19 protein-coding genes and 1 tRNA gene are annotated in these 22,811 nt (G+C 64.0%); 7 read left to right on the top strand and 13 right to left on the bottom strand.

The window, feature by feature from the left end; translation table 11 throughout:
- Positions 1–2: 2 nt before the first annotated feature.
- Positions 3–1,448 (bottom strand): coniferyl aldehyde dehydrogenase, encoded by a 1,446-nt coding sequence (locus XH90_RS32160; protein WP_194478239.1) that lies wholly within the window; start codon positions 1,446–1,448, stop codon positions 3–5.
- Positions 1,449–1,757: 309 nt separating this feature from the next.
- Between XH90_RS32160 and XH90_RS32155 the strand changes: the two genes are divergently transcribed.
- Positions 1,758–1,834 (top strand) — tRNA-Met (locus XH90_RS32155).
- A 78-nt stretch (positions 1,835–1,912) separates the two neighbouring features.
- Here the strand turns inward: XH90_RS32155 and XH90_RS32150 are convergent.
- The 5 genes from XH90_RS32150 to XH90_RS32130 are packed head-to-tail and all read right to left on the bottom strand — an operon-like array spanning position 1,913 to position 5,866.
- Positions 1,913–2,680: an ABC transporter permease gene (locus XH90_RS32150; RefSeq protein ID WP_194478238.1), complete on the bottom strand. Its 768-nt coding sequence runs from the start codon at positions 2,678–2,680 to the stop codon at positions 1,913–1,915.
- The gene (locus XH90_RS32145) at positions 2,677–3,441 is read right to left on the bottom strand and encodes an ABC transporter permease (RefSeq protein ID WP_194478237.1); all 765 of its coding nucleotides are present in this window, start codon (positions 3,439–3,441) and stop codon (positions 2,677–2,679) included. Before XH90_RS32145 ends, XH90_RS32150 begins: the two co-directional genes overlap by 4 nt.
- Positions 3,438–4,244 carry an ABC transporter ATP-binding protein gene (locus XH90_RS32140; RefSeq protein WP_194478236.1) on the bottom strand — a complete coding sequence of 269 codons (807 nt, stop codon included), beginning with the start codon at positions 4,242–4,244 and terminating at the stop codon, positions 3,438–3,440. Before XH90_RS32140 ends, XH90_RS32145 begins: the two co-directional genes overlap by 4 nt.
- A complete protein-coding gene (locus XH90_RS32135) occupies positions 4,241–4,945 on the bottom strand; it encodes a GntR family transcriptional regulator (RefSeq protein ID WP_194478235.1) in 705 nt (234 codons plus the stop codon). Before XH90_RS32135 ends, XH90_RS32140 begins: the two co-directional genes overlap by 4 nt.
- A 12-nt stretch (positions 4,946–4,957) precedes the next feature.
- Positions 4,958–5,866 carry an ABC transporter substrate-binding protein gene (locus tag XH90_RS32130; RefSeq protein ID WP_194482881.1) on the bottom strand — a complete coding sequence of 303 codons (909 nt, stop codon included), beginning with the start codon at positions 5,864–5,866 and terminating at the stop codon, positions 4,958–4,960.
- A 110-nt stretch (positions 5,867–5,976) separates the two neighbouring features.
- Between XH90_RS32130 and XH90_RS32125 the strand changes: the two genes are divergently transcribed.
- Together XH90_RS32125 and XH90_RS32120 are read left to right on the top strand one after the other, a co-directional pair.
- Entirely contained in the window at positions 5,977–6,966 is a 990-nt protein-coding gene (locus tag XH90_RS32125) for a fumarylacetoacetate hydrolase family protein (protein WP_194478234.1), read from the top strand.
- A gap of 72 nt (positions 6,967–7,038) precedes the next feature.
- Complete coding sequence (locus XH90_RS32120) at positions 7,039–7,815, top strand: cyclase family protein (protein WP_194478233.1); 777 nt, start codon at positions 7,039–7,041, stop codon at positions 7,813–7,815.
- A gap of 146 nt (positions 7,816–7,961) precedes the next feature.
- On the opposite strand, the gene XH90_RS32115 is transcribed toward XH90_RS32120, so the two are convergent.
- The gene (locus tag XH90_RS32115) at positions 7,962–9,473 is read right to left on the bottom strand and encodes a winged helix-turn-helix domain-containing tetratricopeptide repeat protein (protein ID WP_246755650.1); all 1,512 of its coding nucleotides are present in this window, start codon (positions 9,471–9,473) and stop codon (positions 7,962–7,964) included.
- 49 nt (positions 9,474–9,522) lie between these two features.
- Here XH90_RS32115 and XH90_RS32110 point away from each other — a divergent pair, with 49 nt between their 5' ends.
- The 4 genes from XH90_RS32110 to XH90_RS32095 all read left to right on the top strand — a co-directional run bounded on the left by XH90_RS32110 (position 9,523) and on the right by XH90_RS32095 (position 13,862).
- A complete protein-coding gene (locus tag XH90_RS32110) occupies positions 9,523–10,830 on the top strand; it encodes an acyl-CoA dehydrogenase family protein (RefSeq protein WP_210348709.1) in 1,308 nt (435 codons plus the stop codon).
- 32 nt (positions 10,831–10,862) lie between these two features.
- Complete coding sequence (locus XH90_RS32105; RefSeq protein WP_194478230.1) at positions 10,863–11,765, top strand: GNAT family N-acetyltransferase; 903 nt, start codon at positions 10,863–10,865, stop codon at positions 11,763–11,765.
- Positions 11,766–12,144: 379 nt separating this feature from the next.
- Complete coding sequence (locus XH90_RS32100) at positions 12,145–13,362, top strand: OpgC domain-containing protein (protein WP_194478229.1); 1,218 nt, start codon at positions 12,145–12,147, stop codon at positions 13,360–13,362.
- Positions 13,363–13,373: 11 nt separating this feature from the next.
- Positions 13,374–13,862, top strand: coding sequence for a DUF2059 domain-containing protein (locus XH90_RS32095; RefSeq protein WP_194478228.1), 489 nt, complete (start codon positions 13,374–13,376; stop codon positions 13,860–13,862).
- 6 nt (positions 13,863–13,868) lie between these two features.
- Here XH90_RS32095 and XH90_RS32090 read toward each other — a convergent pair whose 3' ends face one another.
- The 6 genes from XH90_RS32090 to XH90_RS32065 all read right to left on the bottom strand — a co-directional run bounded on the left by XH90_RS32090 (position 13,869) and on the right by XH90_RS32065 (position 22,605).
- Entirely contained in the window at positions 13,869–15,365 is a 1,497-nt protein-coding gene (locus XH90_RS32090; protein ID WP_194478227.1) for a sugar ABC transporter ATP-binding protein, read from the bottom strand.
- Positions 15,362–16,459 carry a hypothetical protein gene (locus tag XH90_RS32085; RefSeq protein ID WP_194478226.1) on the bottom strand — a complete coding sequence of 366 codons (1,098 nt, stop codon included), beginning with the start codon at positions 16,457–16,459 and terminating at the stop codon, positions 15,362–15,364. The genes XH90_RS32090 and XH90_RS32085 overlap by 4 nt, the downstream gene beginning before the upstream one ends.
- Positions 16,456–18,579, bottom strand: a complete 2,124-nt coding sequence (locus XH90_RS32080) for an SMP-30/gluconolactonase/LRE family protein (RefSeq protein WP_194478225.1) — start codon at positions 18,577–18,579, stop codon at positions 16,456–16,458. Before XH90_RS32080 ends, XH90_RS32085 begins: the two co-directional genes overlap by 4 nt.
- 75 nt (positions 18,580–18,654) lie before the next feature.
- Positions 18,655–19,662, bottom strand: coding sequence for a sugar ABC transporter substrate-binding protein (locus XH90_RS32075; RefSeq protein WP_194478224.1), 1,008 nt, complete (start codon positions 19,660–19,662; stop codon positions 18,655–18,657).
- 40 nt (positions 19,663–19,702) lie between these two features.
- The gene (locus XH90_RS32070) at positions 19,703–20,674 is read right to left on the bottom strand and encodes an ABC transporter permease (RefSeq protein WP_194478223.1); all 972 of its coding nucleotides are present in this window, start codon (positions 20,672–20,674) and stop codon (positions 19,703–19,705) included.
- Between the two features lie 41 nt (positions 20,675–20,715).
- Positions 20,716–22,605: an AMP-binding protein gene (locus XH90_RS32065; RefSeq protein WP_246755649.1), complete on the bottom strand. Its 1,890-nt coding sequence runs from the start codon at positions 22,603–22,605 to the stop codon at positions 20,716–20,718.
- Positions 22,606–22,811 lie beyond the last annotated feature (206 nt).

Genomic DNA, 22,811 nt, shown 5'->3' with positions numbered 1-22,811 from the left:
CCTTACGACATGAACCGCATCATCTTCTCCAGCCGCGCGATCTTGCCGCCATAGGGCGGGTAGAGATCGGCGAGACGATTGAATTTGGAGCGATAGAACACCGGCTTCAGCTTGCTGAACGTTCTGAAGCCCCACTCGCCGTGATAGGCGCCGGTGCCCGAAGCGCCGACGCCGCCCATCGGCTGGTTGATCTGCGCGAAGTGAAACAGGCAGTCGTTGATGGTGACGCCACCCGAGATGGTGCGTGCCAGCATCTCATCGCGCGCGTGGTGGTCTTTGCCGAACCAGTACAGCGCCAGCGGACGGTCGCGCCGGTTCACGAAGGCGATCGCGTCAGCGGGATCGCGAGTACCGAGCACCGGCAGCACCGGGCCGAAGATCTCCTCCTGCATCGCCGCCATGTCTTCGGTCGCGCCGAGGATCAGCGTCGGCGGGAATTTGCGGTGTGACTTCCAGTTGGGATCGTCAGCCCCCGCCGGTTGCAGGATCTTGGCGCCGCGCTGCGCGGCGTCGGCGACCAGCGCTTCGAGCCGTGCATAGTGCCGGTCGGAAATGATCGAGGTGTAGTCCTCGTTGGCGGGATCGGCGCCGAACATGCGCCGCATCTGCGCGCGCACTTTTTCGGCGAAGGCCTGCAACGAACGTTCCGGCACCAGCACATAATCAGGCGCGATGCAGGTCTGTCCGGCGTTGAGCAGCTTGCCATAGGCGATGCGCTCGGCCGCTTCGTCCAGATCGGCGGAGGCATCGATGATCGCCGGCGACTTGCCGCCGAGTTCGAGCGTGACAGGTGTGAGATTGCGCCCTGCGGCTTCCGCGACCAGCCGCCCGACCCGGGTCGAGCCGGTGAAGACGAGGTGATCGAACGGCAGGTGTGCGAAACCTTTTGCGACCTCGTCCCCGACGCCGGTAACGAGCAGCTCCGTTGCGTCGAACCTTTCGGCAACCGTCTCCTTCAACAGCGCGGAAAAGTGCGGGACCAGCTCGCTCGGCTTGATGATGACGCGGTTGCCCGCGGCGATGGCGCCGATCGCGGGCGCGAGCGTGAGCTGCAGCGGATAGTTCCAGGGCGCAATGATGCCGACGACGCCGAGCGGCTGCGGGATCAGCCGGTTGCGCGCGGGGAGAAATTGCAGCGCAGTCGCCACGCGATGCGGCGCCATCCAGGCTTTCAGATGTTTCGATGCATGCCGGATCTCGGAGAACACCATCATCGCCTCGGCGATGGTGGTCTCGACCGCCGAGCGGTGGCCGAAATCGGCCGAGATCGCCTGCCGGAAACGCTCCTCGTTGTCGGCGACCAATGCGCGCAGCCGCGCCAACCGGTGGAGCCGCGCGGCGCAATCAGGCGCCGGTTCGGTCCGCGAGCGCGCGACCATGGCCTGGAAGCTGTCCGTGAGCGCGGAAAGTGCGGCGCTCGCCACGGGGCGGTCCACAACGTTGTCCATGGCGCTCCTCCCCATCAGGCGTTTCGCCGCTGTTTTGTTGCCGCAAGCTGGCGGTTTGTGGAACTTCTGGCAAGTGCGTGGCGAATTGGCCGGAATCGGTGCCCGCAACCTGTCATAAAGTCGAAAAAAACGTCCCTGCGGCCCTTTCCAAAGCCGGTTCGGGTTGGTACATACCCCTCGCACCCGACGGGCTTCGCCCGGGGTTGCCTTCCAGGGAAGCCTTCGGGACGGGAGAAGCAAGCCACGCGAACCGCGTCGGCCCTCAATCCACCGTCCCCGGCTGATCTGCGAAGGCGCGCAACAGTTTAACGCGGGGTGGAGCAGCCCGGTAGCTCGTCAGGCTCATAACCTGAAGGTCATAGGTTCAAATCCTATCCCCGCAACCAAATTCGGACTTCACCGGTTCCGAGACGAAAATGGCCCGCTTGATGCGGGCCATTTTTGTTTTGGGCGATGTGATCGCACTACCTCGCCGCGGTTTGCCAGGCGAGGAGCCGCTGCTCGACGAGCGACACCGCAATCGACGTCAGATATCCGGTCGCACCGAGCAGGATGACGCCGGCGAAGAGGTCGGCCGAGCGGAACGCGCGTGCCGAAAGCAGGACCCACTGACCAAGGCCGTCGAGTCCGGCCAGGATCTCGCAGACCACCGAGAGGATCAGCGCGACCGTCAGGCTGAGCCGCATGCCTGCGAGGATGTCGGGCAATGCCGAGGGCAAGGCGATCTTGCCGATGATTGCGGCGCGCGACATCTGCAACGAGCGGGCGACCTCGTAGAGTCGCGGCTCGACTGCGGCAAAGCCGTGAATGGTTGCGAGCATGATCGGCCAGATCGCGCCGAAAGCGATGACGAACAGCGCCATGCCTTGCGTCAGTCCGAGCATCGCGATTGCGACAGGGATGATCGCCGAGACCGGCAGGGGCCGCAGGAATTCCAGCGACGGCGCGACATAGGCCCGCATCATCCTTGAGGATCCGATCAGCGCGCCGAGCGCGATGCCGGCGATCGAGGCGGCGAGCCAGCCGTAGGCCATGTGCTCGAGCGTGCCGATCAGCTTGCTGGCGAGATCGCCGCTCGAAAAGCCGCGAATCAGCGCGGCCCAGGCCTTGTCAGGACCGGGCAGGAACACCGGCGAGACCAGCTTCAGATTGGCAATGAGCTGCCACGTCGCGATGAAGCCGGCCGCGACGACGACGCTTGCGACACGCCAGAGGATCGCCGCGCGGTTCACGGATTGTCTCCGGCAACCGCGGCGCGGCCGAACAGGCGGCGCTGGGCCGCAATCAACAGGATGTTCAGTGCATAGCCGATTACGCCGATCCACAGCAGATAGGCCAGCATCAGGTCGGCGCGCAGGGCCTGCTGCGCCAGCATGATGCCGGCGCCGAGCCCGATCGGATTGATGGCGATCTCGACGGTGACGGCGACGATCAGGGCGATGCCGGCCGACAGGCGGAAGGCGACGAAGATCCGCGGCAGTGCTGCCGGGATCACGATCTCTGTGATCCGTTGTGTCGCGCTCAGCCGCAGCGCGCGCGACACCTCCATCAAGCGCGGCTCGATGCTGCGCACCGCGCTGCGCGTCATGATCAGCATCGGCCAGACGCAGGCGAAGGCCACGATCACGATCTCCATGCGGTAGCCGAAGCCGAGCGCGATCAGCGCAATCGGCAGCAGCGCGATCGAGGGGATCGGGCGGATCGCCTCGACCGTGACCTCCATCAGCCGGTCGAGGGGACGCGATATGCCGAAGGCAATGCCGAGCGAAAGCCCGATCGCGCTGCCGATCGCCAGGCCCGCAAAGGCGGCGAACAGCGTGTCGCGGGTCGCGATCGGAATCGATAGATCGGCCAACGCTGCGGCCAAGGCCGCGAGGATCGCGCTCGGCGGAGCCAGGCTGTCGCTTTGCAGATGGGTGAGGCGCGCCCAGAGCTCGAACGCCAGCATCAGCGCCAGCGGCAGCAGCAAGGGCCTCGTGCGATCGAGGTTCAATGTTCGGTCGCCTTGATGAAGTCGAACAATTGCCGGCGCAGCCGCAGGAATTCGGGATGCTCGCGGGTGGCGAGCTGGTCGCGCGGACGCGGCAGGTCGACATCGAGCTCGATCCCGATCCGGCCCGGATGCGGCAGCAGGCCAATGACACGGTCGCCGAGATAGATCGCCTCGTCGAGGTCGTGGGTCACGAAGATCACGGTCGTCTGGCTTGCCTGCGTCAGCGACAGGACTTCGTCCTGCAAGCCCTGGCGCGTCATCGCATCGAGCGCGCCGAACGGTTCGTCCATCAGCAGCGTCGTCGGCTCCTGTGCGAGGCAGCGCGCGATCTGCAGGCGCTGCTGCATGCCTCCCGACATTTCGGTCGGATATTTGTCGGCATGGCCGGGCAGGCCCACCTTGCGCAGCAGCGCCTCGATGCGAGCGTTGCGCTCGCGCGCCGGCACACGAGAAGCTTCCAGCGCCAGCGAGATGTTTCCGGCCGCGGTCCGCCACGGCAACAGCGCCTTGCCGTAATCCTGGAACACGATCGCGACCTCGCGGCGCGGCGCGGTGATCTCCTCGCCGTCGAAGGTCACGGCGCCGCTGGTGGGGCGATAGAGGCCAGCGGCGAGCCGCAAGGCCGTGGTCTTGCCGCAGCCGGAGGCGCCGACGATGCAGAGGAATTCGCCCGGCCGCACCTGAAGGTCGAGATTCTCGATGATGGTCTTGCCGCCGAGCCGCAGCGTCGCAGCGTTGAACGCGATCAGCGTCTCTTGCCGCCGCGCGGCGCGGGCCTCAATGATCCTGGCAGCGACGGTCATGATTGCTCCCCGCCGGCCTGCGGATAGACGAAATCGATGGTCGAGTGCAGATGCGCCGCCAGCATCTTTTGCGCGGCGGGCACGTCGCGGGCGAGCACATGGTCGGCGAGCGTCTGGTGACTCCGGATGAACCCCTCGCCGCTGTCGATCGCACCCATCATGACGCGGCGATAGCGATAGGCCTGGTCGTAGAGGTCGGAATGGGCGGCCAGCATGCGCTGCGAGCCGCAGGCCGCGAGCAGCGCGGTGTGAAAGCCCTTGTGCAGCCGGTCGAAATCGGCCGCGCCTTCGCGGAACTCGTTGCCGGTTCGCTCGATATGCCGGCGCATCTGATGCAGCGCGCTGATGATGCCGGCCTCCCAGGCGACGTCGCCATGGAGGACGGCGAGCCTGACGGCCTCGATCTCGACCGCCGTCCGCATGCAGGTGATGTCGGCGAGATCCTCGCGGCTGACCTCGGCGACGCGAAAGCCGCGCTGGCCGATGCCGACGATCAGGCCGCGCGACATCAGCCGCGACAGGCCTTCGCGCAACGGCGTGGCGCCGATCTCGTAGCGCTGCACGAGATCGACGATGCCGAGCCGCGATCCCGGTGCGAGATCTCCGGCCAGGATGTCCTGTTCGATGAGGCTTGCGGCGCGCTCGCTCAAGGTGCCGGCTTCAGTCGGCGGGCGTTCGAGAGTGCGCTCGGGAGCAGGCATCGTCCTTGTCCTTCAATTCAGCACGAGTTTGGCGGTATCGAGCTTCGATTGCAGCATCTTCTGCGACGACATCACCTCGATCCACCAGGTGAGGTTTTCTGCCTTGAGGTTCGGCTCGGACTGGTTCGGCGGCGTCGACTTGACGAGTTCGAGCGGCTGCTTGGTGAACTTGGCGATCGCGGCGGAGGCCTTCTCGCGATCACTGTTGACGATTGCGGCCGCCTCCGCGATGGCCTCGCGGAATTTCTTCACGGTCGCCGCGTTTTTCTCCGCCCAGTCGCGGGACGCTGCGTAGAAGATGATCGGATCGGTGCGGCCGAGCTCGGCGCCGTACCGCGCGCCGACCGAGCCGAGCCCCGCATTGGTCATGCGCGTGACGAACGGCTCGGCGGTGAGCACGGCATCGACACTGCCTGATTTGATGATGTCGGCCATGGTCGGGAAGGTGACCTCGACGAAATTGACGCTTTTGGGATCGACGCCTTTCTCCACGAGCCATTTCACGAACAGCACATGGAGAAAGGCATTCAGGCCGGGTGCGCCGACCTTCTTGCCGACGAAGTCCTTCGGCTCCTTGATGGTGATGCCGTTTCGGACGAAGGCGGCGATCGCGGTGTTCGAGGTCTGGTTCATGACCGAGGCGCCGGCGATCGCGACGAGGTCGAGGCCGCCGTCGACGGCCTGCAGGAAGACGGTCGAGGTGGGGCCGCCGATCTGAATCGAGTTCGACAGGATTGCCGCCGGGATATTGGAATTGATCGCGATCGGCGTCATCTCGACGTCCAGCCCATGCTTTCTAAAGATGCCTTCGTCGATCGCGACCATCGCCGAGGTCGCGGTGCAGCCGATCTGGATCTTGGCCTGCGCCTGTGCTGGCGCCGTCACTGCAACAGACATCCCGAGGGCGAGACCCGCCACCATCGCACTTACCTGCGTTCGCCTCACCGCGCTCTCCCAATTTGTATTTTTATGGCTTGTTTATCGATATTTTATCTGATCATATATTTCTAACGATAGCAAGGGGTGCCAAGGTGAAGCTCGCAACGTTCAGATCGGCCGGTCAGGAGAAGATCGGCGTCGTCCATGGCAATGACAGCCAGGTGCTCGACCTCGCCGCCGCCGCCGCGCGGGAGGGTCAGGCCGATCCCGCCTTCGGCTCGATGCTGGCGCTGATCGATGCCGGGCCCCGCGCGCTCGATCGAGCGGCGGCCCTGCTCGACATGCACGGCCAGGACGCGACACTGTCGGCGGCGGTCAGCGCCGTCGACATCCTCGCGCCGGTGCCGGAACCCAGGCAGATGCGCGACGGCATGTCGTTTCCGCTGCACATCCTCCAGGCGCCGCGCGGGCAGCAAAAGCTCGCCGCGCGCGCCAAGGGCGACATGGCGGAATTGGCGCGCATCGACGCCGAGCCGCTCGGCGAGCTGCCCGAGGTCTACCGCAAGCAGCCGATCTTCTACATCACCAACCGCTTCAGCGTGCGCGGCACCAACACCACAGTGAAATGGCCGCGCTACAGCAAGGTCATGGACTACGAGCTCGAATTCGGGATCATTACCAAGAACAAGGGCGCCAACATCTCGGCCGCGAAGGCTGGGGATCACATCTTCGGCTACACCATCTTCAACGATTTCTCAGCGCGCGACGCCCAGCGCATCGAGATGGAGGGACGGCTTGGCCCGGCCAAGGGCAAGAGCTTCGACGGCGGCAACGTGATGGGTCCGTGGATCGTGACCCCGGACGAGATCGGCGATCCCTATCGTCTGAAGATGGAAGCGCGCGTCAACGGCGAGACACGTTCGAAAGGCGTGAGCGAGGGCATGCTGTTCTCTTTCGAGGAGATCATCGCCCACGTCACCCAGGACGAGACGCTGATGCCCGGCGAGTTCATCGGCTCCGGCACGGTCGGCAATGGTTGCGGCCTCGAGCTCGGATGGTATCTCGAGCATGGCGATACGATCGAGCTCGAGGTCGAGAAGATCGGTATCTTGAAGAACCGTGTCGAGCGGCAAGACGTTTGAAGAGACGCCTGAAGGATCGCCTGACGGCCGCCAATCAAGACAATCAACGAGAACAATCAACGAGGAAGCGCCATGACGACCAGGCTGATCGACATCTCCGTTCCCCTGCAGAACGATGTGCCGGCCGACCCGCCCGGCAATCATCCGACGATCCAGTACATCAATCACCAGCAGGGCCTGCCGCGTATGCTGCAGTTCTTCGACGGGTTGAAGGCCGAGGATCTGCCTGATGGCCAGGGCTGGGCGGTGGAACAGGTCAGCCTGTCGACCCACAACGGCACGCATCTCGATGCACCCTGGCATTTTCATCCGACCATGAATCGCGGCGAGCGTTCCTGGACCATCGACGAGGTGCCGCTGGAATGGTGCTTCCAGCCCGGCGTGAAGCTCGACTTCCGTCACCTGCCGGACGGCTATGTCGCAACGGCCGGGGATGTCGAGGCCGAGCTCAAGCGCATCGGCCACGAGCTGAAGCCGCTGGAGATCGTCGTGGTCAACACCAGCGCCGGCGCCAAATATGGCCGGCAGGACTACGTCACTTCGGGCTGCGGCATGGGCTATGAAGCGACCATGTACCTGCTCGAACGCGGCGTGCGCCTGACCGGCATCGACGGCTGGAGCTGGGACGCGCCGTTCGTTCATACCGCGAAGAAATACGCCGAGACGAAAAACGCCAGCCTGATCTGGGAAGGTCACAAGGCCGGTCGCCATATCGGCTATTGCCATCTCGAGAAGCTGCACAATCTCGAACTGCTGCCGCCATCCGGCTTCAAGGTGTCATGCTTCCCCGTGAAGATCGAACGGGCCTCGGCGGGATGGACACGGGCGGTTGCGATTCTGGAGAGCTAGCCGCGCAGGCCTCGGTGCGCACCGGTCGTACCTCAAATGGCCATCATCAGCATTTGCTTCCCTGCAACGAAAATGGCCCGCAGGACGCGGGCCATTCTGGCTTTGCAGGCACTGTCGCCGTAACCGTGGCTTTGAGCGAGGCGCGTTCAACCAGATAGACCGGCCTTGCGCAAACCGTCGAGGAAGTGATCGCGATCGACAGAGGCTCTGTACCTCCCGGCCCGCGCGCGAGCGAGATCGAGCGTGTTCGCCGGAAAAATTGTCCCGTTGGCGTTGATTTCCCGATGCCTTTCCCTGACGAACCTCTCCGCTTCCGACCGTGCTTCGCCGAGCCGGCCCATCTGTGCATAGCAGGCGGCAAGGAGACCGTGCGACCACCGGTCAAGGGATCGCGTCTCCATCAGCGCCTTGACCGCCTGCTCGTACTCCCGACCCGAATAGAGGGCGAGCGCGTGGTACCAGTTGTACAGATTGGGCGGAAACGGATTTAGCCGCTTGGCCACTCCGATCCATGTGAGCGCCTCTCGCCAGCGACCCCAGTAGACCAGAATGTTTGCGAGGACCGCAGCGACGTCGGCATCATTCGGATTGAGCGCGATAGCGCGGCCGAAGTGGAATTCGGCCCTGTCGTCCTCGCGTCGCAAGAACAGCAATTGCGCGAACACGCCGTGAGCCCAGGCGTCGCGGTCGTCGATGTCGAGCGCGGTCTCGATCTCGCGAAGTGCATCGTCGAGGTCGGCGCCGGAGGGCGATTCGAGAAACTCGTCGCAGACGATGGTCCAGGCGATGTTGACGTGAGCTCGGGCATATTGCGGGTCGAGCGCGACGGCGTTCCGAAAATGCTTTCGGGCCTCCGCCATGCCGCTCACCGTCAACTGACGCCACCGCTCGTCCCCCATCAGGACCAGATCGTAAGCGGTGATGCTCGGGGTGGGTTTTCGTCTGGCGATCTCACGGCTCGCGTCCTCGAGCCGACCCGGAAGAGCCGCGACGATCGCCTGGACGATCTCGTCCTGCAGGGCGAAAATGTCCTCGAGTTCGCGTTCGTAGCGCTCGGCCCAGAGATTGAAGCCGCTCCTGGCGTCGAGAATCTGGACGGTCACCCGCACGCGGCTGCCGGTCTTGCGCATGCTCCCTTCGGCGACGTAGTCGACGCCGAGTTCGCGGCCGACCCGCTTGATCTCGGAGGTCTTGCCCTTGTAGGCGAAGCTGGAGTGGCGGGCGACGACGAACAGCGACCTGAACCGCGACAGCTCCGAGATGATGTCTCCGGTGATCCCGTCCGAGAAGTACTCCTGCCCGGGATCGCCGCTCAGATTCGAAAACGGAAGTACCGCGAGCGAGGCCCTGTTGGACGCGACGGGCGATTGCGAACCAGGCTGGTCGGCTCCAATCTCGGTGAGCGGCGGCCCGACGTAACGATAGCCCCGGCGCGGCAGCGTCTCGATCCAGGTGGCGCCCCCGTCGGCTCCGGCAAATATGCGACGCAATGCGGCGATCTGAACCGTCAGATTGCTTTCCTCGATCGCAAGCCCCGGCCAGCCGGCCTGCATCAGTGCGTCCTTGGAAACCGGCGTTCCGGCCTGCTCGACGAGCAGCCGAAGCAGCATCACCGCGCGGCGTCCGAGTGCGATCGGTTCGGACCCACGAAACAGCATCTCGGCTTCTGCATCGAGACGGAAGGGACCGAATTGTCGGATCGGGGGCATGACCCGGAGACTACATTTTTTACAATCTTTTCGGAACAGATTTGGGACCGCCGGTAAGCGGGCGATCATGCTGTGGGCGCCAAATCACTTCGAGGGTTGCCCGATGAGCGATACGTGCGATGCGGCGGAGACGAACGAACTGGATCCGGACGTACTATCCGACTCCCGGCATCCGGTTCGTCGCATTCGCGAAGCCGTCCAGGCGCTGGCCCCACTCGTCGCCGCGCATCGTGGCGAATTCGACGGCGGACGCCGCTTGCCGGATGTTGTTTTCGCGGCGCTCGCCGAGGCCGGCCTCTTTCGCCTGTGGCTGCCGCACGCGCTCGGCGGGCCCGAACTTTCTCCCTTCGACTTCATGCGCGTCGTCGAAGACGCCTCGGCGCTAGACGGCTCGGTTGGCTGGCTGGTGGGCAACGGTGGCGGCATGAGCCGGCTCGGCGGCTACCTCGGCCGGGCCGTCGCATCCGAGTGGTTTTCCGATCCCCGTGCGTTCGTCGCCAGTGCGACCGGCGCGGTTGGCACGGCGCGTGTCGTCCGCGGCGGCTATTGCGTATCCGGACGGTGGCCCTTCGGCAGCGGCGCACATCACGCGACGCGCTTCATGGTGCTGACGAGCGTCCGGCCCGAAGATCCGGCTTCGCCCCTCATCTGCTGCTATCTCGACCGGACAGACGTGACCATCCTCGACAATTGGCACGTGTCCGGACTGCGCGGCACCGGAAGCTGCGATTTCGAGGCGCGCGATGTCTTCGTACCGGCCGCTCATGCGCACTCGTTCCTGGGCCTGCAGCCGACCCAGCCCGGACGGCTCTATCGCATGCCGCCGTCATCCGTGTTCGCCTGGAGCATCTCCGGGGTGCCGCTCGGGATCGCCTCCGGCGCGATTGCCGGATTTGCAGAACTCGCCTGCCGAAACGGCCGTCCCGGCAGCCGGGCCTCGCTACGCGATCGAGAAACCGTCCAGGCGACGGTCGGGCGGGCGAGGGCGAAGCTTCGCGCGGCGCGCGCCTTCATCGTCGATGCGATGAACGAATTGATGGCGGCGGCCGAGACGGAAGGCGATCGGCTGACGGAGGCGCGCGCGGATGTTCGGATCGCCAACGCGAACGCGGCCGAAGCTGCGATGTCCATTGCCGACGAACTGGCCGCGAGCGCGGGCTCCGTGGCCATCTTCGAGACTTGCGCGCTGGAACGCGCGGTCCGCGACGTGCGCGCCGCCGCAAAGCACGTCGCGATGAGCCCAAACAACTACGTCACTTCCGGTCGGCTGACGCTTGGGCTCGATCCCGGAGCGGCGAGGTTCTGACCACCCTTCGACCACCAAACGGAGTTGCCTCGATGTCTGTGGTTTACCGGCCGGCGCGTGCACAGGATCTGGAAATCGCGGATGCTCTCGTCGTTTCCAGCATCAACGACCTCACGGAACGGCATGGCTTCGGGCCGATGGCCGCCGCTTCGGCCCCCAGGTTCCAGCTGTTTTCCATGAGAGACGATCCCGACGGTCTGTGGGTGGCGGAGGAGAACGATCGAATCCTCGGCTTCGCCTGGAGTTGGGTCTGCGGCCAAATGTGGTTTCTGGCACAGCTCTTCGTGTCGCCGGATCAGCAGGGGCGGAGCATCGGCAACGAGCTGATCAAGCGGACCCTGCAGCATGCCGAGCGGTCGAATGCGTCCAACAAGGTGCTGATCACCTTCAGCTTCAACACGGTCTCACAAGGCCTCTACATGCGCTACGGACTGTTTCCGAGGTCTCCCATCTACAACGTCGGCGTCGCGCGCGAGCAACTGATCGCTGCCCGGCGAGGCCCGCAGTTCGACGTCACGCCGCTGCAGGAGAACGCTTCGACCCTTGGTCGCCTCGCGCAGGCGGATGTGCGGGTCGTTGGCGTATCGCGCGAAAAGCATCATCGTTATCTGATCAACGACAGCAGCACGCGAGGGTTCAATCTCTACGACGGCCATGAATGGGTGGGCTACGCCTACGTCGATTCCGGCGGGCACGTCGGTCCGCTGGCGACGATGGAGCACCATGCCGTCGCTACCGCTTTCAGGACGGCACTCCATCTCGCGCTCGAAAGCGAATCGCCGCGGATATCGGCGTTCCTGCCCGGCGCGAGTGAGGCGGCCCTTCACACTGCGTTCGAGCATGGAATGCGGATCAAGTTTCCGATGTTGCTGATGTCGTCGCGGGACTTCGGGAACTGGAGCGGCTATCTGCCGCGCAATCCCGGATTCATGTGATCGCGATGACCGGTAAAGTCATGCCGACAATCGTCCGCACCGCTCACCTCGGCTTTCCTGAAAGGCTCGGCTTCAGGCGTGCTGCCGAGGGCGATCAGCCGTCCCGACGCCGGCGCAGCGTCGGGTCGCGTTTTGCCCGACGGGTGCCGTGTGTTTTGTAAGCCATGCAAGGACTTAGCTACTGTGCATGGGGTTGTTTTCAGCTCCTTTGCGCGCCCTGCCCGCGCGTTGCGGCGACAAAGTCCCTTGCGCGGACGCCAAGGTCGGCTACCGTTGCTCGTCTAACCGCAGGGTTAGATGAGCTTTTGATTGATCCTTTTTAGCATCTGATTTTCACGGCGCCGCGGTGGCGCGGTGCCCACGGTAAGAGGCGGGGGCCATGATCATACGAGACCAGGCAGCACTCTTGGCGCCGGTCGAGCGCGACTTGAGGCTCGACCTCTTCCGCGGCATCGGCCTGTGGATGATCTTCCTCGACCACATCCCGCAGGATGTCGTGGCGTGGCTGACGCTGCGCAATTACGGCTTCAGCGACGCCGCCGAGTTCTTCGTCTTCATCTCGGGCTACCTGGTCGGCTGGATCTACGGGCCGATCGTCACGGGCGGCTGGTTTCTCGCCGCGCTGAAGCGATTGTGGAAGCGGGCGGCGGAGATGTACGTCGCCCACATCATGCTGTTCCTGCTGTTCACTGCGCAGATCGCCCGCACCGCGCGCCGCTTCGACAATCCGATGTACGAGCACGAGTTCAACGTGTTCAATTTCCTGGCGCATCCGGACGAACTGATCGGGCAGGCGATCCTGTTGAAGTACAAGCCGGTCAATCTCGACGTGCTGCCGCTCTACATCGCACTGGTGTTCGCCTCGCCCTTCATCGTCTGGTGCCTGGTCCGCCGGCCGAACCTGACGCTCGCTGCGTCCGTGGTGCTCTACGTGCTGTCGCGCTGGTTCGACTGGAACGTGGCGTCCTATCCGCCGGGCACGACCTGGTATTTCAACCCGTTCTGCTGGCAGCTGATGTTCGTGTTCGCCGCCTGGTGCGGCATCGGCCAGATCGAGAAGATCAGCCGATGGGTGTGGTCGAAGGCTGCGATGACGCTGGCCGCGGCCTGGATCGTTTTCGCCCTCCTGATCGTGATGACCTGGCACGTTCCCGCGCTCGAGGCCATGATCCCGAAATGGATGATCAAGGCGATCTACCCGATCGACAAGACGGACCTCGACCTGCTGCGCTTCACCCATTTCCTGGCGCTGGCGACCTGGGTGACGTATTTCGTCTCGCGCCAATGGAAGGCGCTGCAGACGCCATGGCTGCGGCCCGTCATCCTCTGCGGCCAGCACTCACTGCCGATCTTCTGCCTCGGCGTGTTCCTGTCGTTCTCCGCGCACTGGATTCTGACCCAATACACCAAGGGCGTATGGGAGCAGCTCGCGGTCTCCGCCGCCGGGATCATCATCATGATCGGCGCCGCCTGGCTGCTCCATCGTGCCGAGCGGGTGCCGAATCTGTTCGTGAAAGTGTCGGAGGTCGAGCAGGCGGAAGCGGCCATCGAGACTGGGCCGACGTCGACCGCGGCCGTTGCGCCTGCGGGCCGGTGAGGGGAGTGGCCATGCCCAGACATTTGCCAGCGATCGCCGCTGTTCTTCTCTGTCTCATTGGCGGGGCTTCCGCGGAAGCACCGTCGCCGGAGGCGATGAATACGGCGCGCAAGCTCGTGGTGACGCTGAAGATCGCCGATCAATATCGCGCGCTGCTGCCGCAGCTTCTGCTCAAGCTGCGGCCGGTGGTGGCGCAGGACAGGCCGGAGATCGAGCGCGATTATGACGCGATGACGGCGCCCGGTGCCGACATCTACACGCCGTTCTTCGCATCGATGACCGACCAGATCGCCGCCGTCTATGCCGCGAGTTTCACCCTGGACGAGCTGCGCCAGATCGAGGCGTTCTACGCCCAGCCGGCCGGACAGAAGTTTCTGGCGCAATCCGATGCGTTGGTGCAGGCGAGCGCGCAGATTGCCCAGGATGTCAGCCAGAAGGCCGCCGACCAATTGAAGCAACGCCTGATCGAGGCACTGCGCCAGAAGGGGCACAAGTTATAGACGCAGCTAGTGGATCGCCGCGTACATGATCTTCTCCTCCGTCGCCTCCAGCGCAGAGAACTCTTCCACGACCTTGCCCTGGCGCGAGACCAGGATGCGGTCGGAGAGCGCCATGATCTCGGGCAAATAGGACGAGATGACTACGACCGCCTTGCCCTCATCGGCGAGCCGGTTGATCAGCTCGTGGATTTCGACGATGGCGCCGACGTCGACGCCGCGGGTCGGTTCGTCGAAGATGATCAGGTCCGGCTCCTGCACCAGCGATTTGGCGATGACGACCTTCTGCTGATTGCCGCCAGAGAGCTCGACGACCTTGCCGTCGTCGCTAATGGCGCGAACCTTCAGCCGCTCGATCCAGGTCTTGCCGACCGCGTCGGTCTCCCGCCGCGACAGCATCATGCGTCCCCGCGGAAACTTCGACAGCAGGCCGAGATAGATGTTGCGCGCGATCGAGGACGTCTCGAAGAAGCCCTCGACCTTGCGGTCCTCCGTGACATAGGCGACGCCGGCCTTCACCGCGGGCGCCGGCACACGATAGCGCACCGGCTGGTCGTGCAGCAGGATCTCGCCGCCATGGAAGAAGTCGCGCTTGAGCACGCCCGCGACGATCTTGAACGTTTCGGTGCGGCCCGCGCCAACGAGGCCGAACACGCCGGTGATCTGGCCCGCGAATACTGACAGCGAGTTGTTCTTCACCATCGGCGCCATCTTCAGATTTTGCACCGTCAGCACCCGCGCGCCGGTCGGCCGCACGCTGCTCTTGCGGGCGCCATAGAGTGTGTTGGAAAGGTCGCGCCCGACCATGGCCTGCACGATCGCGGCTCGATCGAACTTGGCGACATCGTCGGTCACGACATGCTTGCCGTCTCGCAGCACCGTGATGCGGTCGGCGAGTAGCAGCGCTTCTTCCAGCGCATGTGAAATGAACACGATCGAGACGCCGCGCTTCTTGAGATCACGAACGAGGTCGAAGAAATATTTCTTCTCCTCCGGCGTCAGCGACGCCGTCGGCTCGTCGAAGATGATGACCTTGGCGCGGTGCAGGACGGCGCGTGCGATTTCCACCATCTGCTTCTTGGCCGCGCCGAGGCCGCTGACGGTTGCGGTCGGCGTGACGTCGAAATTGAGCGACTGCAGGAATTGCTGTGCGGCGATGTAGATACCGCGCAGCCGGTTATAAAACTTCTCCTGCCCGAGAAACAGATTTTGCGCGACCGTCATGGTCGGGACCAGACTGTTTTCCTGGAACACCATGGCGATGCCGAGATTGCGCGCCTCCAGCGGTGTTTTCGGCGCGACGTCGGCGCCGTCGACCGTCATGGTCCCCGAGGTCAGCGTCACCACGCCCGCCATCACCTTGGTGAGGGTGGACTTTCCGGCTCCGTTCTCGCCGACCAGTGCGTGGATCTCGCCGCGGCGGAGATCGAAGTCGACACCGTCGATAGCGGGCACACCGGCATAGAGCTTTGTCGCCTTGCGCAGCGAGAGGGCGATGTCGCTCATGTCCGAAACTCCTTGGCGAGGCCAGCAAGCGGCAGCTTCAGGATCCGGCCCGGTCCCTTTGCGATCAGCACGAGATCATCGTCCATCTCGATCGCCGCAACGATACCGTGATTGACGCCGTCCACCCGGCTGTGCAGCGAATAGAGCGGCTGGCCGTCCGCATCGAGACGGATGACGAGACCGTAGGAGCGCGGTGGCGCCCACGGCTTGATGACGCCCATGGTCTTGATATGCGCGCCCTGCATCGGCTCCTTGAAGGAGCGTCCGGAGCGCAGGCGCGGCGCGACCCAATAGGCCGGATCGATCTCGGCCATCATGCGGCGCCGGTAGCCCGGCTCGCGCAGCACAAACTCGACGAGCTGGGTCCGTGCGGTGAAGGCGGTGAGCCAGTAGCCGCCCCGAGAGGCCTTCGACAATCGCGACGGATAGACGGGGAGATGGGCAAGCACGACCTTTGGCGATGCGCCTGATGCAACGAGAACGAGGCGATGGCGCCAGCTCTCGCTGACCAGCACGGCGTTGCCATGCGCGCAGGCGCCGAAAGCATAGCCGAGCCCCTGAGCCAAGCGCGTCACGGTCTTGGTGGCCGGGTCCAGTCTGAACACGCGGCCCGTGCGATTGAGCTCCAACAGGTCTCGGGCCCAATCGTCGACGCCTGACGTCGTCGAGCCGTCGGTTGCAATCAGCGTGTTGTCGTCCGCCAGCGCCAACGCGTTGATCGCTTTGAAGGCCGCATCGGTGAACGTCACGCCCGGCTGCTCGGCTGATGGACTTGCATAAACGCGCACCTCGCGACCGCCGAGCGCGACGACGAGGCCGCCGCCAGGAAGGGCACAAAGAGCTGATATCGGCTGTTCGAAGCGACGCACCTCCGATGCCGAGCCGCCGCGCAGGCACATCAGCCGCTGGCCGTCGGCGATGAAGAGGTTGCTTCCATCCGTCGCGATATCTTCCGGTGCCTCGCATGTCATCAAGGTCTCGGCCGATTCCAGCTTCTGGTTGGGCTTCAATGCGCCGTCGAAGGACGGCACGGTGATGGTGGCGTCGCCGCGCCCGAGGAAACGGTTGGCGAAGTCTCTGACGGCCGCGATCACGATTGCTTCCCCCACCGCTTGTCATACTGGACGAAGTTCGGATCGGCCTTGTCGAGCTTGTAGCGACCGATGCGGTTGTTGAGGATGCCGCCGAGATAGAGATAGCCGCGATGCTCGCGCATCGAGGTGATCATCGGATGGTTCTCGCCGTGCAGGTCCCAGAACGACTCGACGATCTTGCCCTGCTCGTTGAACTTGACCACGCAGCCGGTGTTGATGTTGGGGAACAGCCATTCGTCGACCGGCACGCGCTTGGCCATGCGGCGACGGAAGCCCGGCATCTTCCAGGCGAGGTCGAGCGAGGGGCTGCGCATGCCGACCAGCGCCAGCCAGTAATTGCCGTCGGAGGCGAGGTTGATGTTGTCGGGGTATCCAGGCAGATTGTCCATCACCACCTCGACCGCACCCTTCTTGGCGCCTGCGAACCAATAGCGCTTGATCGAGCAGCCGAAGGTTTCGGCGAACAGGATCGACTGACCGTCGCTGGCGACGCAGATGCCGTTGGGAAATTTGAGGCCGCGCAGTTCGGTGCGTGTGGTGCCGGTCTTGGTGTCGTACGAGATGATGCGGCCGTTGCCGCGCGCTTCCAGGCCGTCGATCGGCCACTCGTCCATCTCGTAACGCACCGTCGCTTCCGAGAAGAAGATCAGGCCGTCGTCGGTGATGTCGAGGTCGTCGGCGAGGCGCAAGCGACTATCGTCGTTGACTGAGCGCATGCTGCGGTTGGTCTCGTCGGTTGCCTTCTCCACCGTGCCGTCGGGCTTGATACGATAGAGCCCCATGCCGCCGATGCAGACATAGAGATTATCCTCGCGGTCGAAGGCCATGCCGAGCGGCTGGCCGCCGATATGGGCGAACACTTCCATCTTTTGGTAGTCGGGCGCGAGGAAGCGCATGATGTCGCCGTGGCGTGAGCCGGCGTAGAGATTGTCGTGACGATCGAGGATGACGTCCTCCGGTGCCTCGATGCGGCCGAGCCCGATCGCCTCGACGTCACGCAGCTTGTCGTTCTGCTCGAACGGTCCGCCTTGTCCGATCTCGGTCGGCGGTGGCGGCGGCAACTCGTGGTAGGTCGGCGCGACGTAGACCTTGCTGATGATGCGGGTCCGGTTCTTCTGCCAGCGGATGTCGACCATCGCGGCGACGAGCAGGATGCCGGCCAGCGCCATGCGGTTGACGCCGCCGCGCGCGTTCATGGTGGTGAGGCCGTTGGTAATCAGGAGCACGATCAGAACGCCGACGGCCGATTTGGCGACCGAGCCCTTGCCGCCGCCGAGCGTGATACCCCCAAGCACTGTCGCGGTCAGCACGATCACCTCCAGGCCGACACCGATGTCGCCGCCGACGGTGCCGAGCCGGGACGCGAAGAACAATGCGCCGACGCTGGTCAGCGCGCCGCTTGCGACATAGCAGAGCGCGATCGTGCGGCGGACGGGAATGCCAGAGTTGTAAGCCGAGCGGCGCGAGCCGCCGATGGCGGTGATGTGCCAGCCGGGCCGCAAGCGCGTCATGAAGATGTGACCGAAGATGGCGACAACGATATAGGCCAGCGCCACGGTCGGAATGCCCAGGACAGAACCGGCGCCGATGAAATCCCAGGACGGGATGTCGGGGAAGGCCGAGGCGATGGCGTTGGAGTAGCGCTGGATCAGGAGATCGTAGGCCGAACGGTAGATGATCAGCGTGATCAGCGTGGTGATGAAGGCGCGTAGCCGCAGATATCCGACCAGGATGCCGTTGACGGCGCCGAGCAGGGCGCCACAGAGCAGTGTCGCGACCACGACTGCGGGAACGGGCCAGCCCGCGACGTCGAGCAGATAGAGGGCGCAGAAATCGGTCAGTGCGAAGATCGATCCGACCGAGAGATCGATGCCGCCGACGATGACGACCAGTGCGAGCCCGAGCGCGATGAAGCCGATCTCGCCGGCCTGGCGCGCGGTGTCCGCGAGGCTCGCCGGCGACAGGAAGTTGTCGATGGACCGGCTGAACGCGAAGCCGACGATCAGGAGAAGGATGACCGGAATGGCTGTCTCGGTCCATCGCTTGGAGAGGATTTCGCCGAGGAGATGATCAGGCCAGTAGCGGTAACGCAGGCTTGTGATTGTGTCGCGCATCGGCATTCCAATGAGGCATGGAAACTATTGAGAGCGAGATCCCCGGGTATTGATCCCGGGGATCTCGGGCGTCAGCGCGGACTATTTCTTGAGATCACTGAGATTCCAGCACGACATCTGGCTGTCAGCGTTCTCCTTGGTGATCGGGATCAACGTGGTATATTCCGAGCCCTTGATCGAGCCGGGCTTCGCGCCCGACGACAGCAACCACTTGATCGTACCGGCCATCTGCGCGGCCTGGGTCGGCACGTCGTAGCTCAGGTTGAGGTCGAACGCGCCTGATTTCACCAGTTCGCAGGCGCCTTTGCGTTCACCGCCACCCGAAGTCGCCAGGAACACCTTGCCGGTGAGGCCCGCTTCCTTCACCGCGGCCGCCGTGCCGATGTCCATGCCGTCCCAGAATCCGACGATGCCGCACAGGTCTGGATTCTGCTTCAGCACCGTTTGCGTGATCGCCTTGGCTTTCGCAGCATCCCAGTCGGCGGCCTGGCTCGACACCACCTTGACTTCGGGATGCTTGGCGAGAACGTTCTCGACACCCTTCAGCGTGTAGGCGCTGGCCGCGGCCGAGAGCGCACCCTGAACGATCGCGATCTTGTTCGACTTGCCCTCGCAAGCCTTGACCACGGCTTCGGTATCCCGCTCGCCGATCTCGATCCAGTTGGCGCCGACGAAGGCGGAGCTGCGATAGGCCGAACCCATGTTGATCTGGATGACGTAGATGCCCTCGTTCTCGGCGCGCTGGAGCAGCTTTGCGTAGGTTTGCACGTCGGGATTATGGACCACCATCACCGCCGGTTTCTCGGAGATCAGCGACGTGACGGCTTGCGCGCCCGCATTGGTGTTCCAATTGGCATCGCGGATCACGAACTTGACGCCGAACGGCTCGAGTTCCTTCTTCAGCCCGGCGTACCAGCCCTCGGTGAGGTCGAAGTTCATCGCGACCGGCACGTAGGCCACGGTCTTGCCGGCGAGGGCTTCCTTGAACGGCTTCTGGAACGGTTCGTCCAGGCCCTGCTGGGCCGGCGCCGGTCCCGTCAGTGCCGCGAGAGCCAGTGCGGCGAGCATTGCCTTTGTCGGATTGTTCATTGCTTCCTCCTTGGTTGTCGTCGTCGTTGTTGTCGGTCGTTCAGATGTCGCCTTGCTGTGCCGTTTCTTCGTTGCGCGGATTCAGGAAGGAGTCCGTGATGACTGCGAGCAGCAAAACCACGCCCTTGATGAGATTTTGCCCGGCGTAGGAGATGTCCATGATGGTCATGCCGTTGAGCATGGTGCCGATCAGCAGCGTGCCGATGATGACGTTCAGCACACCGCCGCGCCCACCTGACAGCCCGATGCCGCCCAGCACGACCACCAGGATCACGTCGTAGATCAGCGTGGAGTTGAAGACACGGGTCGGCATCGAATTGACCGATGCGGCCATCACGAGACCTGCGAAGCAGCCGATCAAGGCGGCGACCACGTATTGCAGCACGACGATCGGCCGTGACGGAATGCCGGTGACGCGCGCGGCGTAGGGATTATCGCCGATCGCATAGATATAGGCGCCCCAGCGGGTCTGGCGCAGCAGGAATGCGACCACGATGCAGGCGATCGCGAACATCACGATCGAGGTCGGAATGCCGAGAATGGTGCCCTGTCCAAGTCGCTCGAAGCCGTTCATGCCCGCGCTCCATTGCACGACGTCGAGTTCGAACAGTGCGGCCTGTCCGAGTCCAGCGAGCAACAGGCCGGTTGCGAGCGTCGCAAACAGCGATGGCACCTCGGCATAGGCGATCAGCCAGCCATTGACGAGGCCGAAGGCGATCGTGAGCAGAACCGCAATCAACAACGAGAACGGCAGCGAATGGCCGTTCTGCACCATCTGAAGCACCAGTCCTGGGGGCACCGCGAGGGCCGCGATCAGCGAGATGTCGATGCCACGGCCGATCACGACGATCGCCATTGCGAGGCCGAGGATGCCGAGCACGGCCACGTTCTGGAGCAGCGTCAGCATGTTCTCGGCCGTCAGAAAGCCATTCAGGAAGATCGAGAAGACGAGGAACAGCAACGCAAAGACGGCGAAGACGATCTCTTGCTGATTGAACCGAAAGCGCTTCATCCCCTGATTGCCTTTCTTCGACGCCGGCCTCTGCGGGTCCGTTATGACGATCGAGTCTCTATGCGATAGGTCTGTGGGAGCGAAGCCAGGCTTTCCGTAAGTGCCTGCACCCGGTCCCTGTCGTTGGAATCGATCGAGATGGTGACCAGCGTATTTAACCTGGCGTCTTTGTCGACGAGAATCTCAGCAACGGTGTCCGGGCCGAAGATGAGATCGATCTCGGTCCTGACCTTCTCTCGAACGGCGAGGTCCCGCAGCGTGGGCTTGAAGATCTTGCCGACCGCGGTGACGGGGAGTGCTTCGAGCAGGACGACGCGTTTTGGTCTGGCGGGAGGCTCATTGACGTTACGTTCGAGGTGCTCGCGCAGCTGCGGCAGGTCGATGGTTTTTCCGGGAGACGGAACGACGAAGAGAATAGGTACCTCGCCCGCGTAGGCGTCCGGCATGCCGACGGCTGAGCTCATCTGGACACCGGGGAAAGCATTCGCGACATCCTCGATGGCGGCGGGGTCGATGTTGTGGCCGCTGCGGACGATCAGGTCTTTCTCGCGGCCGGTTAGCACCAGCCGTCGATCGGCCGTGAGGTAGCCAACGTCGCCTGTGACGATCCAACGGTCGTCAGTGAGCACGCCCTTGTTGTGCCGGGGATCAAGATATCCGGGAAACACTTGCGGTCCACTGACAAGGACGAGGCCGCTGGTGAGCGGCGGGCATTCCGTCTCGAGGGTCGCATCGGTTAGCGCGACGATCTTCGTGTTTGCAAACGGCGCCCTGAAGCCGACGCTGCCTTGCACGGGCGCGCCGCGGCCGGGATTGAACGCGATCGCCGCCGCGGTTTCCGTCATGCCGTAGGTCTCGAACAGTCTGATCCCGGTCCGGGCCTGGAACCTCTCGCTGACGGCCTTCGGCGCCACGGCCCCTCCGGTGAGGGCCATGCGGACGGAGCTGACATCGGAGGATCCGATCGGCACCTCCGCAAGGGCGGCGATCGAGGTCGGCACTCCGCTGACAATGGTCGCGCCAAACCGCTCTACCGTATGCCAATAGTCGCGGATCGCATCCGGACTTCTGAGGCTGTAGGGCGACGGAATGATCACGTGGCCGCCAGCCGCCAAGATGGACAGGCCCACCGTCATGGTGCCGCCGACGTGAAACAGCGGGAAGCCGTTGATGGCGGCATCCTGCTCATCCAGTCCGTGAACCTGTGCAAAGGCCCAGGCGGCATGGATCTGGTTGCCATGCGTCAGGCGAACGAGTTTGGGCCGTCCGGTGGTCCCGCCGGTGTGGAACAGTGCGCAGACCGTGTCGCGATCCCGCGAGGTCTCGAAGTCCAGCGTATCGCGCATCGTCGCGACCGCCTCATCGAAGCTCACGGCGCCGCCGGTCAGGCGGCCATTCGCGCCGATCACGAAAATCGTCTTCAGCGACGGGACGCGACTCGCGACATTGGCCGCCCTCGTCCAGATCGCGCGATCGGCTGCTTCCGAGGCGACGACCAGAACGGTTGCGTTCTGCGCGTCGAGCAGATCCGCAATGGCATCTTCGTTCAGGAGATAGTTGATCGAGCTGGCGACGCCGGCGATCTGGGCGCCGAGCAAGGCCGGGAAGAGCTGCGGCAGGATCGGACAGAGAAACGCGACCGTGCCGCCGTTCCTGTCGATGCCGTGTGATCGGAACAGGTTCGCCGCACGTATGATTTCCGCGATCAACTGCCGATGCGTAAGCGTGATGTCGCCGGGTTCGCGCGAGCCTTTGGTCAGGACCGTCAGCGCAGGCCGGTCGGGATGCAGGCGCGCCGTGGCGGCAAAGAGATCATGCAGATTGCGGGCCGGGATGAGCGAGTCGTAAGGCCGCTGTTCCAGCGCCTCGATGTCGGCGATGGTTTTGATCGGCTGCGTGAACCGCGTTGTGATCAGCGAGGGCGCGCTCACGGACGCCGCCGTTCAAGCGGCACGGCGCAATGTGCGGCAGCTGATCTGTCCTGGTGCAAGCGAACGTTTCCCGCCTATCTCGGTGACCGATTTTTGTTCTTCATAGGCGACATGCCTGGACCCGGCTTGCTCTGGAGCGCAAAGCTTTTGCTTGTCCGCGCAAACCCGTCTTGCGTGCAGGCGGTGGCCATCCAGAATTTCGCCGC

This window comes from Bradyrhizobium sp. CCBAU 53338, from assembly GCF_015291665.1.
Lineage (GTDB): Bacteria > Pseudomonadota > Alphaproteobacteria > Rhizobiales > Xanthobacteraceae > Bradyrhizobium.
Note: the sequence above shows the minus strand (reverse complement) of the source record. Positions and strands in the feature narration are given on the sequence as shown.

Coding starts and splice junctions, on each gene's coding strand:
- XH90_RS32090 (WP_194478227.1), bottom strand. CDS start 15,365: ATGAGCGACATCGCCCTCTCGCTGCGCAAGGCGACAAAGCTCTATGCC.
- XH90_RS32130 (WP_194482881.1), bottom strand. CDS start 5,866: ATGGTGGCGGGTCTCGCCCTCGGGATGTCTGTTGCAGTGACGGCGCCA.
- XH90_RS32120 (WP_194478233.1), top strand. CDS start 7,039: ATGACGACCAGGCTGATCGACATCTCCGTTCCCCTGCAGAACGATGTG.
- XH90_RS32115 (WP_246755650.1), bottom strand. CDS start 9,473: ATGCTGTTTCGTGGGTCCGAACCGATCGCACTCGGACGCCGCGCGGTG.
- XH90_RS32110 (WP_210348709.1), top strand. CDS start 9,523: ATGACCCGGAGACTACATTTTTTACAATCTTTTCGGAACAGATTTGGG.
- XH90_RS32100 (WP_194478229.1), top strand. CDS start 12,145: ATGATCATACGAGACCAGGCAGCACTCTTGGCGCCGGTCGAGCGCGAC.
- XH90_RS32070 (WP_194478223.1), bottom strand. CDS start 20,674: ATGAAGCGCTTTCGGTTCAATCAGCAAGAGATCGTCTTCGCCGTCTTT.
- XH90_RS32135 (WP_194478235.1), bottom strand. CDS start 4,945: ATGCCTGCTCCCGAGCGCACTCTCGAACGCCCGCCGACTGAAGCCGGC.
- XH90_RS32160 (WP_194478239.1), bottom strand. CDS start 1,448: ATGGACAACGTTGTGGACCGCCCCGTGGCGAGCGCCGCACTTTCCGCG.
- XH90_RS32140 (WP_194478236.1), bottom strand. CDS start 4,244: ATGACCGTCGCTGCCAGGATCATTGAGGCCCGCGCCGCGCGGCGGCAA.
- XH90_RS32105 (WP_194478230.1), top strand. CDS start 10,863: ATGTCTGTGGTTTACCGGCCGGCGCGTGCACAGGATCTGGAAATCGCG.
- XH90_RS32095 (WP_194478228.1), top strand. CDS start 13,374: ATGCCCAGACATTTGCCAGCGATCGCCGCTGTTCTTCTCTGTCTCATT.
- XH90_RS32080 (WP_194478225.1), bottom strand. CDS start 18,579: ATGCCGATGCGCGACACAATCACAAGCCTGCGTTACCGCTACTGGCCT.
- XH90_RS32075 (WP_194478224.1), bottom strand. CDS start 19,662: ATGAACAATCCGACAAAGGCAATGCTCGCCGCACTGGCTCTCGCGGCA.